The 13,248-nt window shown below is 66.5% G+C and carries 11 protein-coding genes; 8 read left to right on the top strand and 3 right to left on the bottom strand.

Annotated elements, in window-relative coordinates; genetic code table 11:
- Positions 1–13 precede the first annotated feature (13 nt).
- Together egtB and B2246_RS05880 are read right to left on the bottom strand one after the other, a co-directional pair.
- Entirely contained in the window at positions 14–1,303 is a 1,290-nt protein-coding gene (gene egtB, locus B2246_RS05885) for an ergothioneine biosynthesis protein EgtB (RefSeq protein WP_186425345.1), read from the bottom strand.
- 207 nt (positions 1,304–1,510) lie between these two features.
- Positions 1,511–2,134, bottom strand: a complete 624-nt coding sequence (locus B2246_RS05880) for an FMN-dependent NADH-azoreductase (RefSeq protein ID WP_008649655.1) — start codon at positions 2,132–2,134, stop codon at positions 1,511–1,513.
- Positions 2,135–2,289: 155 nt separating this feature from the next.
- On the opposite strand from B2246_RS05880, the gene B2246_RS05875 reads away from it, so the two are divergent.
- Positions 2,290–3,291, top strand: a complete 1,002-nt coding sequence (locus tag B2246_RS05875; protein WP_286880766.1) for a LysR substrate-binding domain-containing protein — start codon at positions 2,290–2,292, stop codon at positions 3,289–3,291.
- On the opposite strand, the gene B2246_RS29150 is transcribed toward B2246_RS05875, so the two are convergent.
- A complete protein-coding gene (locus tag B2246_RS29150; protein ID WP_414646340.1) occupies positions 3,209–3,445 on the bottom strand; it encodes a thiocillin family RiPP in 237 nt (78 codons plus the stop codon). The two genes, B2246_RS05875 and B2246_RS29150, sit on opposite strands and share 83 nt — an antisense overlap.
- A 47-nt stretch (positions 3,446–3,492) precedes the next feature.
- On the opposite strand from B2246_RS29150, the gene B2246_RS05870 reads away from it, so the two are divergent.
- From B2246_RS05870 to B2246_RS05840, 7 genes are all read left to right on the top strand, one after another.
- The gene (locus B2246_RS05870) at positions 3,493–3,906 is read left to right on the top strand and encodes a DoxX family protein (protein ID WP_035882094.1); all 414 of its coding nucleotides are present in this window, start codon (positions 3,493–3,495) and stop codon (positions 3,904–3,906) included.
- A gap of 13 nt (positions 3,907–3,919) precedes the next feature.
- A complete protein-coding gene (locus B2246_RS05865) occupies positions 3,920–4,504 on the top strand; it encodes a DUF4136 domain-containing protein (protein ID WP_008649649.1) in 585 nt (194 codons plus the stop codon).
- Between the two features lie 159 nt (positions 4,505–4,663).
- On the top strand, positions 4,664–8,005 hold the full coding sequence (locus tag B2246_RS05860) for a DNA translocase FtsK (RefSeq protein ID WP_286880765.1): 3,342 nt from the start codon (positions 4,664–4,666) through the stop codon (positions 8,003–8,005).
- A gap of 10 nt (positions 8,006–8,015) precedes the next feature.
- Complete coding sequence (locus B2246_RS05855) at positions 8,016–8,363, top strand: cupin domain-containing protein (RefSeq protein ID WP_286880764.1); 348 nt, start codon at positions 8,016–8,018, stop codon at positions 8,361–8,363.
- An 81-nt stretch (positions 8,364–8,444) separates the two neighbouring features.
- Positions 8,445–9,995: a glycine betaine ABC transporter substrate-binding protein gene (locus B2246_RS05850; protein WP_286880763.1), complete on the top strand. Its 1,551-nt coding sequence runs from the start codon at positions 8,445–8,447 to the stop codon at positions 9,993–9,995.
- Positions 9,996–10,013: 18 nt separating this feature from the next.
- On the top strand, positions 10,014–11,330 hold the full coding sequence (locus B2246_RS05845; RefSeq protein ID WP_008649645.1) for a cytochrome c: 1,317 nt from the start codon (positions 10,014–10,016) through the stop codon (positions 11,328–11,330).
- Positions 11,327–13,159, top strand: coding sequence for an NAD(P)-binding protein (locus B2246_RS05840; protein WP_286880762.1), 1,833 nt, complete (start codon positions 11,327–11,329; stop codon positions 13,157–13,159). The genes B2246_RS05845 and B2246_RS05840 overlap by 4 nt, the downstream gene beginning before the upstream one ends.
- Positions 13,160–13,248: the final 89 nt, after the last annotated feature.

The raw sequence follows: 13,248 nt of genomic DNA, 5'->3' as shown, positions 1-13,248 counted from the left end.
ACTGGCTTACGTGTCAGACATCGTCCGCAAGTCGCACCCCAGTGAACTGCCAGCGCTGGTGGGGATAGAAGAAGTTGCGGTAGCTTGCGCGGATATGGGATTCGGCGGTGACGCAGGAACCGCCGCGCAGCACCATCTGGCTGCTCATGAACTTGCCGTTGTACTCGCCCACGGCCCCCTCGCGTGGCCGGAAGCCGGGATAGGGCAGGAAGGCACTGCCCGTCCACTCCCACACGTCGCCGAACATCTGGCGCAGGGAGCCAGCCGTGTTCTGACGATCGGGCAGGGGACGTAGCGCACGGCCTTCCGCGAAATTGCCGGTGGCGGGCAGATTGTGCGCCGCGTGCTCCCATTCAGCTTCGGTCGGCAGGCGGCGCTCCGCCCAGCGCGCGAATGCGTCGGCCTCGAAGAAACTCACGTGCGTGACCGGGCTGTCCGGATCGACGGGCTGCATCCCACGCAACGTCATCTGCCACCACGTGCCGTCGCGCTCTTCCCAGTACAGGGGGGCTTCGATCTGGTTGTCGCAGACCCAGCGCCAGCCATCGGAGAGCCACAGGCCGGTCGACTGGTAGCCGCCATCCTCGATGAATTCAAACCACTGGTGGTTGCTGACCGGGTGCGAGCACAGCAGATATGGCTGCAGCAGTACCTGGTGGCGCGGGCCCTCGCAATCGAACGCGAAACCGTCTCCACTGTGGCCGATCGTCACCACGCCGCCCGGAAAGGCGATCCACTCTGGCGCAGGGCGGGGGTCAGCGATAACCGGGGACGGCAGCGTCGGCGCATAGGCCGGGCGCAGCGGATTCTGCGCGAACAGGTGCAGGATATCGGTCAGCAGGAGTTCCTGATGCTGCTGCTCGTGATGCAGGCCAAGCGTGATCAACGCCGCTTCGTCGTCGGTCTGGGCCCGCATCAGTAGCGATTCCATCACTTCATCGACGGCTTCGCGATACGCCAGTACCTCGTCGAGCGACGGGCGTGTCAGCAGGCCGCGGCGCGGACGCGGGTGGCGCGCGCCGACCGCTTCATAGTACGAATTGAACAGATAGCGATACTGCGGATCGACCGGCTCGTAATCGGGCAGCCGGGCGGCTAGCACGAACTCTTCGAAGAACCAGGTGGTATGGGCAAGATGCCACTTCGCTGGGCTGGCGTCGTCCATGGATTGCACGGTTGCGTCAGCATCTGACAGGTCCGCCACCATCGCTTCCGTAGCGCTGCGCACATGACGGTACTGGCTGAGCAGGGCGGGTTCTTGCGGTGGATGACTGGCGGCGGCAGGCAGCAGGGCTGAGGTCATGCAGACTCCTGGAAGGCGCGGCAAATGTCGAACAATCATAGACCCATCCGCATGTCGGGGCGAGCGGCAAGGCCATCGGAGTTTGACGTAGGTGGGCGTTTGCGAGGCCCACAAAAAAACAGGTGCCTGGGGGAGGCACCTGTCTTAAGGATCGCCGGCACCGGGGAGGGCGCCGGGAACTACACGGAGAGGGAGAGACTGTCAGGCTCAGGCGGCGGCGCGCAGCGCGGCGTCGTTGAGCGCGGCGATCTGCGAGCGGGCAGTCGTGAGACCGGCTTCGCGCGCGTCGGGGCCCATGGCCAGACCGTGAGCGCGGACGATGCTAATGTCGGTGATACCGAGGAAGCGCAGCACTGCATCAATGGTGACTTCGTGCAGGTCCAGCGTGTTGGCGTCCTGACGCACGCCGCCTCGCGACGACACCACGATCACGCGCTTGCCGACTGCCAGGCCTTCAGGGCCGTTGGCGGTGTAGCGGAAGGTGCGGCCGGCTTGCGCGATACGGTCGATCCAGGCCTTGAGCTGGCTCGGGATGCTGAAGTTGTACTGCGGCACGCCAATCACCAGCACATCGGCAGCCATGAATTCGGCCAGGAACGTTTCGGTGCGCTCGAGTTCGGCTTGCTGCACGGCGTTCAGGCCGTCCTTCGGGCCACCCAGCACCGGCAGCAGGTGGTTGCCGAGGTGGGCGGGGGCTTCCTTGTCCAGATCGCGTACGGTCACCTTGGCGCCGGGGTTCTTGGCAACGAGGTCGGCCACGATGCTGGCGGTCAGGGAACGCGATACGGAGTTGTCGCCCAGTACGCTCGAATCGATTTGCAGGATGTTCATGTCTGGCTCCACTTGGGAATTCGGTTTGGATGGCTGAAAGATAGAGGTTCCCCATTGGTGCCGGTAGTGAGGCAAAATGCAAATGATTGTTCTATCGCTGCAACGGCATGCGCCTCGCCGCCTACGTGCCGTTGCCCGCCTTGAAGGAGCCCGCCATGCAGGATCTCAACGATTTGTCGCTGTTTGCCCAGCTGGTGCAGCACGGCAGCTTTTCAGCGGCAAGCCGGGCCACCGGCGTGCCGAAATCGCGACTTTCCCGCCGGATTGCACAGCTCGAGAAGGAGTTGGGTGTGCAATTGCTCCGCCGGACCACCCGACAAGTGCGCGTGACGCCGCTTGGCGAGGCCTACTATGCCCGCTGCCGCGAAATGCTCGATGCGGCGGAGGCCGCCCGCGAAGTGATCGAACATGCTCGCGACCAACCGGGAGGCTTTCTCCGAATCAGTTGCCCGGTCGGTATCGCACAGGTGCTGCTGGCACCCTCGATCGGTCATTTCATGCGGGCCAACCCCGGCATCCAGCTTGAAGTCGAAGCCACCAACCGTCGTGTCGACGTGATTGCGGAGGGATTCGACCTCGCCCTGCGCGTGCGAAACGTGCTGGAGGATTCAAGCCTGGCCGTGCGCACCTTCGGCAAGAGCGAGTTGCGGCTGGTGGCCAGCCCGGCACTGCTCGACAGCATTGGCCGGCCGCGCACGCCCCAGGCGCTGGAGGGGATGCCCGGCGTCAATCAGAAGCCTCACGATGGCAAGCATGTGTGGCCGCTCGTCAGCAAGACTGGTGAGCAGGTCCATGTGAGCTACGACCCTAAGCTCATCTCCGATGAGTTCGCGCTGCTGCGGGAAGCGGCAATTGCCGGTGTCGGCGTGGCACTGCTGCCGAGCATGTACTGTCGCGATGAAGTCGAGCGGGGGGAGCTTGAAGTACTGCTGCCGCAATGGGACTTGCCGATGGGGGTGCTGCACGCGGTCTTTCCGTCGCGGCAGGGGGTGACGCCCGCACTTCGCCGCTTTCTCGATTATCTGGGCGAAGTGTTGCCCGAATGCGCGCGCAAGATGGGGATGATTCCGAACGTCAGCCTGGGAATGCACGTGGCGCCACCGACCGAGCCCGCGCAGCGCGCCGGCGGCAAGGCGAAGGAGCTGGAGGCGTCCTGACAGTCCCGACAGTCCCGACAGTCCCGACAGTCCCGACAGTCCCGACAGTCCCGACAGTCCCGACAGTTCCGACAGCCCCGACAGCGGGCAACCTGTACGGTGCTGCGCCTTTACCTTCACGCCAGCACGACCTAATGTAGGGAGTACAGGTCACATGCGTTCCATGTGATACCGCATCGTCCAATGCAAGGAGCCGTCGAAATGAGTCACTCGCAAGGATCGCAGGATCTTGGCAAAGCCGTACTTCGTATCGTGCTGGGGGTGCTGATTCTGTTGCACGGTATCTCGAAGATCATGGCTGGCCCGGGTTTCGTAGTGAAGGTGGTCACCGACGCCGGCCTTCCGGTGGAGCTGTCCTATCTGGTCTACGTGGGCGAGGTGCTGGCCCCCATCCTCCTGATCGTCGGCCTGTGGACCCGGGCGGCGGCGTTGATCGTCGTCATCAACATGCTCTTCGCGTTTGGGCTCGTCCACACCAAGCAGCTCATGGAGATGGCGCCAACCGGTGGCTGGGCGCTGGAATTGCAGGGGATGTATCTGGCGGGCGCGCTCGCGGTGGCCCTGCTCGGTGCCGGACGTCTGAGCTTCGGCGGTATTGATGGCAGGTGGAACTGACGGAGGCACCGCGATGCTGAGTCTTGGTCGATTTCGTCGTGCCGCGCCCTGGATGGTGGTGCTGGTGTCGCTGGCAGGCTGCGCGACTGGCCCTGATATTCGTGCCGACTACAACCATGCGAACGACTTCTCGAAGTACCGGACGTTTGGATTCGTGGCGCATCCCGGCACGGACCACAGCGGGTATGAGAGCCTGACTACGCAATACCTGAAGACGGCGGTCGACCGGGAGATGTCCGCGCGCGGCTATCGATATGCGGCTCATCTGCCCGACTTGCTGGTCAACTTTAACGCGCAGTTGCGCGAGAAAGTCGTCAGCAACCCGGCCCCGATGCCGCCGCCCGGATACGCCGGCTACTACGCGTATCGCGGCGGTCTCTATGCGCCATGGCCCGGTTACGGGTTCTACAGCGATACCTACACCTACACCGAAGGCACGCTGAATATCGATATCGTCGATGCGCAGAGGAACCAGCTCGTCTGGGAGGGCGTGGCGCAGGGCGACGCGAGCGACGTGGACCCGCAGACCCGCCAGCAGGCTATCGACAAGGTCGTGACGCAGATTTTCCTCAAGTACCCGTTCCGCGCGGCGCAGTAACGCGTCGCTACCCGTCGCCGCGCACCTTCATCCCTGCGTCACCATCTTTTTTCACCAAAATCGGCGCTTTCCGCGACATCGCGTCACAAATTCGCGCATGGCACCAGAGCCAGACCCGCTACAATCGCTGCCCGTAGTTTTGAACGTGTCAAATTGATCATGGGTCTGGGCTGGTTCGGATTGTCGACCTTGTGGCTGTTGCCGCTCGTATGGCAAACAGTGGGGCGTGTGCTGGCCGGCGAGCGGCGGCTGCTTGGTCGTGGCTCGCTGCGCGTGCTGCTTGGCACGGTACTCGTGCTGGGTGCCAGCGCCACGCTTGAATCGCTGACTGGCGGCGAAGGCGAGACCGCGGGCGGTGCCGTCGGGCACGCGCTGGCCGGCGTGGCATCCGGAGTGCTCGGCTGGACTGGCGCGCTGTTGATGATGCTGGCGGTGCTGGGCCTGACCGCGCCCATGGTATTCGGCGAGACATGGCGCAGCCTGTTCCTGCTGCGCAAGCCGCGCGTGGAAAGTGACGAGGACCGTGGCGACACCCGGACGAAGTCGCGCGCCGATTCCCGATTCGAATCGCGAGCCAGCACCCGTACAACAGATTTCCGTCACGACACGCGCAGCGAACTCCGTAGCGATAGCACCGCGCCGCAGGCTTCGCCGCGTGATTCGGTCGAACGCTGGGAGACCACGTCGCTGCCGGCGCAGTCGGCCGGCGGCTGGCAGCCCACGCAGCCGCGCCAGAAAGGTATCGAGGCGGTTTCCGCCCGCCGTCAGCCCGCGTGGCAACCGCCGCCCCGCACGCGTGAGTCGCCGCCACAACCGGGCGAGATCTGGCTGCATCATGCTGAGGCGCCAGGGGCGGTGAAGCCGGTGGCGCCGGTGGTGCCCAAGCCTGCTCCGTCTACCGCGCAGAAGTCTTCCACGACGCCACCCACGCCTCGCGCGGCCAACCCTGTGCCGACGGCCGTCCGTCCCGCCGCAGCCGCACCGGTCCAGGCGAAGGCGGAAGCCACGGTTGCGCCGAAGCCGGCAGCACCGCGCGCGACGGTTGTCAGCAGCCCGTTCCGTAATCCGCAGCTCGGCCTGCGCTCGGCAGTTACCACGCTGCCCGAGCCGGTAGTTGCGGCCACGGTGGCCGCGTCGGCGGCTACCGGGGCCCCGGCAGCCACGGCGGAGGTTGTAGAACAGGCGGTAGCCGTTGCGGCTGTCGCTGACGACCTTGCCGTCGAACGTCAGGGCGCGTCCGCCGCTTTGGAAACGTCCGCAGTCAACGACGGATCCGACGCGCCCGGCGAAACGCCGGAGTCGTCAGTGACGATGGACGCGATTCGCGACGAGGCGCTGGCCTTGTTGGCCGAGTTGCAGGCGCTGGCCGGCCGGCACGTGCAGTCATCGGTGGCAGCGGAGCCTTCGCCAGTGGTAGAGGCTGTGCCCGAAGCCGCGCCGATGGTAGCCGAGGCGCTGCCGGCACGCTTCGCGGAGCCGGTATTGGCTGACATCCCGGACGTGCCAGCAGAGCAGGGCGATGCCGACGATATGGCGATCCAGTTGGCCGTGGCAGCTTCAATGGCCGAGGCGGAGGTCGTCCAAGCGGACGCCATCGACGAGGAGCCAGCCGCAACCGAAGCCGCAACCGAAACCGCAGAACAAGAGTCCACCGAAGCGATCCTCGCCGAGGCCGTCCCGGCCAGCGACGAAGCAAGCACCCCGGTGGCCGATGCCGGCGATCCCGAGTCTGACGAATCCCGAATCGAATTGCAGGCGGCAGCGGAGGAAGCAGGGGAGGGCGAAAATCAGGCCGACGATAGCCAGGCCGACGATAGCCAGGCCGACGACCCGTCCGCCGTGGTGGATGCCAACACCTTCGTCCAGCCAACGCCCAAGCCACGCATCGTCCTGCCGGCCGTAGTCGGGCGGACGGTGGCACTTGGCGCCCAGGCGCCGGCGACGGTTGCCCCGGTGATGGCCGCGCCTGTGCCGCCGTCACCCCTGGCAGCGCCCCCTGCGCCGCCAGCGCCGCGAATCGTCGATTACCGTCTGCCGGGCGCCAGCCTGCTGGAAGCGGCCGACGAGAACGCCGAGCAGGTGTCCGAGGAGCGGCTGGAGCAGACCGGCGAACTGATCGCCCAGCGCCTGGCCGAGTTCAAGGTGCCGGTGTCAGTGGTCGGGGCCAGCGCGGGTCCGGTCATCACACGATTCGAAGTCGACCCGGCAATGGGCGTGCGCGGCGCGCAGGTGGTGGGCCTGATGAAGGATCTGGCCCGCGCGCTGGGCGTGACATCGATCCGCGTGGTCGAGACGATTCCAGGCAAGACCTGCATGGGTCTGGAACTGCCGAACGCGAAGCGGCAGATGATCCGCCTGTCCGAAATCGTCAATGGCGGAGCGTTCCAGGCGCACGCGTCGAAGCTCGTGCTGGCCATGGGCAAGGACATCACCGGCAACCCGGTGGTGACCGATCTGGCGCGCGCGCCGCACCTGCTGGTGGCCGGCACGACCGGCTCGGGCAAGTCGGTGGCCGTCAACGCCATGATCCTGTCGATGCTGTACAAGGCCACGCCGGAAGACGTGCGTCTGATCATGATCGACCCGAAGATGCTCGAGTTGTCGGTCTACGAGGGCATTCCGCACCTGCTGGCACCCGTGGTCACGGACATGAAGCAGGCCGCGCACGCGCTCAACTGGTGCGTCGGTGAAATGGAAAAGCGCTACCGGCTGATGTCGGCGCTCGGTGTGCGCAATCTGGCGGGCTACAACCAGAAGATTCGCGTGGCGGAAGCCGCCGGGGAGAAGGTGCCGAACCCGTTCTCGCTGACGCCGGATGCGCCCGAGCCGCTGTCCACGCTGCCGCTGATCGTGGTGGTGATCGACGAGCTGGCCGATCTGATGATGGTGGCCGGCAAGAAGATTGAGGAACTGATCGCCCGGCTGGCGCAGAAGGCGCGCGCGGCCGGCATCCACCTGATCCTGGCCACGCAGCGGCCGTCGGTGGACGTGATCACGGGCCTGATCAAGGCCAATATCCCGACCCGCGTGGCGTTCCAGGTGTCTTCGAAGATCGACTCGCGCACGATCCTGGACCAGATGGGCGCCGAGAGTCTGCTGGGGCAAGGCGACATGCTGTTCCTGCCGCCGGGCACAGGCTATCCTCAGCGTGTGCACGGCGCATTCGTGGCCGACGAGGAAGTGCATCGCGTGGTCGAACACTGGAAGCAGTTCGGCGAGCCCGACTACGACGAGGCCATCCTGGCAGGCGACGCGCCCGAAGGCGCCGCGGATCTGTTCGGCGACAACGGCAGCGACGGCGAGTCCGACCCGCTCTACGATGAGGCCGCCCAGTTCGTGCTGACATCGCGGCGCGCGTCGATTTCCGCCGTGCAGCGGCAACTGCGCATCGGCTACAACCGTGCCGCGCGCCTTATCGAGCAGATGGAAGCGGCGGGGCTGGTATCCCCGATGGGCCGCAACGGCACGCGCGAAGTGCTGGCGCCGGGGCCGTCCGACTAAGGAACTGACGATGACGGCGACCACCGGCAATCTACTGCGAGACGTACCGGTTCACGCATCGGCGGAGATCTTTGCCGATCTGATGGCATGGCAGGCGGCGGGACGGGTGCGTATCGAGCGCATCGTCTCGAACGGCCAGGCCAGCGCGCCCGACTTCTGGTACGACAGCACCGACGACGAGTGGGTGCTCGTAATCAGCGGCAGCGCCGCCGTGGAAGTCGACGACGGCACGACGCACACGTTGGGCGCCGGCGACTGGCTTCATTTGCCGGCCCACTGCCGCCACCGCGTGGCGAGGACCGACGTGGCACAGCCGACCATCTGGCTGGCGATCCACGTCTCCCCGGCGGCCACCTGATCCGCCTGACACACCTGATCTGCCGCGGCGCTTGCCGGATGCCCTTATGATGGGGGGACATCACCGAGCGGAGGCTTCGGCTTGTTTCATTCATTTACGCGGTTCGCCCTCCGGCAATGCCGCTTCCTTGGCGCGCTGTTAGTGCTGCTGGTCATGGCCTGTGGTCCGGCTGCCGGCGCCGACACGCTGCGCATCGGTTCCAAACGCTTTACCGAGTCCTACATCCTGGGTGAGATCCTGAGGCAGGTTGCCGAGCCGCACGGCGCGGTACGCTATCTGCCGGGGCTGGGCAACACCGCCATCGTGTTCCAGGCGCTCCAGGCCGGCAGCATCGACCTATACCCGGACTACACCGGCACGCTTGCCAGCGAGATTCTGAGACTGCCGGGTACCGCCACGCTGGAGCAGATCAACGCCGCGCTGGCGCCGATGGGATTGGGCGCGGCCATCGCGCTCGGCTTCGACAATACCTATGCGATCGCGGTCTCCGATGCCCAGCCAGTCAGCCTGCGCGCGCTTGGCGACCTTGCGGGGCAACCGGACCTGCGGATCGCCCTGTCGCACGAGTTTCTTGGCCGTGCCGATGGCTGGCCCGCGCTCAAGCGCGCGTATGGATTGCCTCAGCGACCAGCGGGGATCGATCATGGCCTCGCCTACGAGGCATTGGCGCACGGACAGATCGACGCGACCGATATCTATTCGACTGATGCCAAGATCAGCAAGTACCACCTGCGCGTGCTTGAGGACAACCAGCGCGTGTTCCCGCGCTACGAGGCAGTGATCGTCTACCGGCTCGACGTGCCGATGCGTCATGCGGCGGCGTGGCAGGCACTGCGGCGTCTGGCTGGCACCATCGGAACGCAGGACATGATCGCCATGAATGCGGCAGCGGAAGTCGATGGGAAGACGTTCTCTGCTGTGGCCCGGAATTTCCTGTCCGGGCACCCGGGGGTATCGGCGAACGGTGTGGCGAGATCGGATCAGCGCGACAACCTGGCGGCGATGCTGACGAACGCGGAGACCGGGCGCCTGACTGCCCGACATCTGGCGCTGGTCGGCGGCTCGGTGGGGGCCGCCACGCTGGTCGGCGTGCCGCTGGGTGTGGTGGCCGCGCGCCGGCGCCGGTTCGGTCAGGTGTTGCTGGCCTTGGTCGGCATGTTGCAGACCATCCCGTCATTGGCGCTGCTGGCGATGCTGATACCGGCGCTGGGCCGTATCGGCATCTGGCCGGCACTGGTCGCGCTGTTCCTCTATGCCTTGCTGCCGATCGTGCGCAACGCGTGCACCGGGCTGCAGGAAGTGCCGGCGGGGATGCGCGATGCTGCCCTGGCACTGGGGATGCGGCCGTTGCAAGTGCTCTGGTACGTGGAGTTGCCGCTGTCCCTGCCGGTGCTGCTGGCCGGTATCAAGACCGCAGCCATCATCAGCGTAGGCACGGCGACCATCGCTGCGTTTGTCGGCGCGGGCGGGTACGGCGAGCGGATCGTGACCGGACTGGCGCTGAACGACGCCACCCAGCTTCTCGGCGGCGCGATCCCGGCCGCGGTGCTGGCATTGGTGGTGCAGGGTGGCTTTGGTCTGGCCGAATACTTGCGGGATCGAAAGCGCGCACGCATGGCGAAATTTGGGTAACAATGCGGTGTCCCCGAGGTGCATCACAACAAGAACGGTACCGCGATGCGTGGATTCGCAATCGGATGGCTGGCATGGATGACGTGGCTGTCGGTGAGCACCGCATGGGCGGCGCCGCCCGCTGCTTCCCAGGCGCAGGTAGAGCGCGGCCGCTACCTGGCGCGTGTCGCCAATTGCGTCGCCTGTCACACCGCCGAGGGCGGGGCGCCGATGGCCGGCGGATTGCCACTGCAGACGGGCGCCGGCACCGTCTACTCCACCAATATCACGCCTGAGGCCAGTACCGGCCTGGGCCGCTATTCGCTCGACGACTTTGACCGTGCCGTGCGGCGCGGCGTGGCCCGTGACGGCCGGCGCCTGTATCCCGCCATGCCGTATCCGTCGTACGCGCGTATGACGCGGGACGACGTGGCCGCCGTGTATGCTTGGCTGCGCGCCGAGGTCAAGCCGGTAGCGCAGACCAATCGTGATGCGCAGATGCGCTGGCCATACAGCATGCGGTGGCTCATGGTGCCGTGGAACTTGCTCCATCTGGAGGAAGGGCCGATACCGGCGAGCGCCGATCGGGGCGCGGCGTGGAATCGCGGCGCTTATCTCGTCCAGGCCGTGGCGCACTGCGGCGCCTGTCATACCCCTCGTGGCACGCTGTTCGGCGAGAAAGGAACCGATACACGCAGCCGCGACTTTCTGTCCGGCGCAACGGTCGAGGGGTGGTCGGCCACGAACCTGACCGGCGACATGCTGACCGGGCTTGGCGCCTGGTCGCTGGCGGAGATCGTCGAATACCTGCACACGGGGCGCAACGCCCATGCCACGTCGTTCGGGCCGATGTCGACGGTCATCGCCTCGTCAACCCAGTACATGACCCCCGGCGATCTCGACGCCGTGGCGACCTATCTCAAGTCGATCCCGGGCGCGCGCCGGGAGGTAGAGCCGTTCCGTTATGACGCGACCGTTGCCACGCAACTCGAGCAGGGGCGGTTCGATACCGCTGGGGCGCGCCAGTACGCGACCTACTGCATGCCGTGCCACAACGCCAGCGGCAAGGGCTACGCGCGGGTATTTCCGCCACTGGCCGGCAACCCGACGGTGGTGGACCCGAATCCCGCATCGCTGGTGAACCTGCTGCTCAATGGCGCCGTCACGGCGCGGGTCAACACCGCTCCCACGGACTACCACATGCCCGGCTATGGCTGGACCATGGAAGACCAGGAACTGGCACATTTGCTGACCTTCATCCGCAGCAGCTGGGGGAATCGCGCCGCGCCCGTGACGGCGCAAACCGTGGCGGAACGCCGCAAGGCAACAGGAAAGCAGGCGACGAACGCACGATGACCATTACTCGCAGAGACTTCCTGAATGGTACGGCGCTGACGATTGCCGCCGGGCTCGCACCGGCCAGCCTGCTGCGTGCTGCGGAGGCGCAGGGCCCTGCCTATCCTCCCGCGCTGACCGGCCTGCGTGGCAACCACCCCGGTACGTTTACGCTCGCGCATAGCCTGGCGCGGGAGGGTGCGAAGTATCCGGGCGTGCTGGCGCGCGAATCTTATGACCTGGTGGTGGTAGGTGGCGGCATCGGTGGGCTGGCTGCGGCGTGGTTCTACCAGCAGCGCTTCGGTAGCAACGCGCGCATCCTGATCCTCGACAACCACGATGACTTCGGCGGCCACGCCAAGCGGAACGAGTTCACGGTGCGTGGCCGCACGCTGGTTACCTACGGCGGCAGTGCCGAGATGCCGCCGTCGGCCAGCGACAACGCGGCCGTGCGGGCGTTGCTGGCGGGGCTCGACCTGGCGCCGACGATCCAGGCGCGCCCCGGGGACGACTATGCGCGGCGAGGCCTCGGGCGTGCCGTGTTCTTCGATGCCGAACATTTTGGGCGCGATCAATGGCTGGCTGGCGATCCGTTCGCGGCGCTGGTCGACGCGCGCAACGCCGGGACGCGTCCAGCACTGGACGATTTGGGCGCCTTCCTGAACGCCGCGCCATTGCCGCCAGCCGACCGGCAGGCGCTTCAGCGTCTGGCGCAAGGTGAGACTGACTATCTGTCAGGCATGGCTGGCGAGGCGCGAGCCCGTTACGCGCAATCCACGCGCTATGCGGTGTTTCTGCGCGAGAAGGCCGGGCTAGGGCTACCGGGGCTGCGGTTCCTGCGCAGCCGCAGCCAGGACGCCTACGCGCTCGATGCCGACGGCATCACGGTGGCGCAGGCCATCGCGATCGGTTTGCCGGCCGGCGCCGGCATGGCCGCCCCGGCGATCGACCCGAGGCTGGGCAAGTCACCGGCCTCGCGGCTCTGGTTTCCGGACGGCAACGCCACGCTGGCGCGAGCGTTGGCGAGCAAGCTGGTGCCAGGCGTGGCGGCGGCGCAGGGGCAGGAAATCGTCGGCGCGCGTTTCGACTACGGCAAGCTCGACCGGGAAGGGAATCCGGTGCGTATCCGTTTGAACAGCACCGCCATCGCGATCGAACCCGACGTGCGGATCACGCGCGTGACCTACGGGTGGCAGGGCAACCTGCAACGCGTGGAAGCCGCGCACGTCGTCGTGGCCGGCTACGACATGATGGTGCCGTTCATCCTGCCTTCCTTGCCGGCGCCAGCCAAGGCCGCGCTGCGCTCGTGCGTGAAGGCGCCGCTTGTCTACACCAAGGTGGCGCTCGACAACTGGCGCGCGTTCGATGCGCTGAAGACGTGGCGGATCCATGCGCCGACCATGGCCTACTCGGACCTCTGGCTCGAATCCGCGCCGGGCGGCAAGGATGACCCGGTCGTGCTCCACATGCTCTATGTGCCGACCGTGCCCGATAGCGGCATGTCGGCCCGCGAGCGGTTCCGCGCCGGTCGTGCCTTTCTGCTTGGTACGCCGTTCGAGGCGCTCGAGCGCGATATCCGCACCCAGCTCGACCGTATGCTGGCGGCGGGCGGATTCAAGTCCGTCCGGGACATCCAGGGCATTACCGTCAATCGCTGGGCGCACGGATACAGCTACATGCCATCCGGCTTCGCGCCCGACGACGCAAACCTGCAAGTTGCGCTGGAGCAGGCAGGGCGGGGCGTGGGGAACATCCGCATTGCGGGGGCCGATACGGCCGGGAGCCCGTCGGTGACAGCAGCGATCGAGCAATCGATGCGGGCGGTGGGGTCTCTCAATCCCAAGGCCTGAGTGAGTGAGGGGGGCGGGCCAGCGCGACGGCCTGCGTCCGTCATGCGCTGACGCGAGGCGCAGCCGGCGCACGACCTGGCCGGTCGCGC

Source organism: Cupriavidus sp. UBA2010 (assembly GCF_002335265.1).
GTDB lineage: Bacteria > Pseudomonadota > Gammaproteobacteria > Burkholderiales > Burkholderiaceae > Cupriavidus > Cupriavidus metallidurans.
Note: the sequence above shows the minus strand (reverse complement) of the source record. Positions and strands in the feature narration are given on the sequence as shown.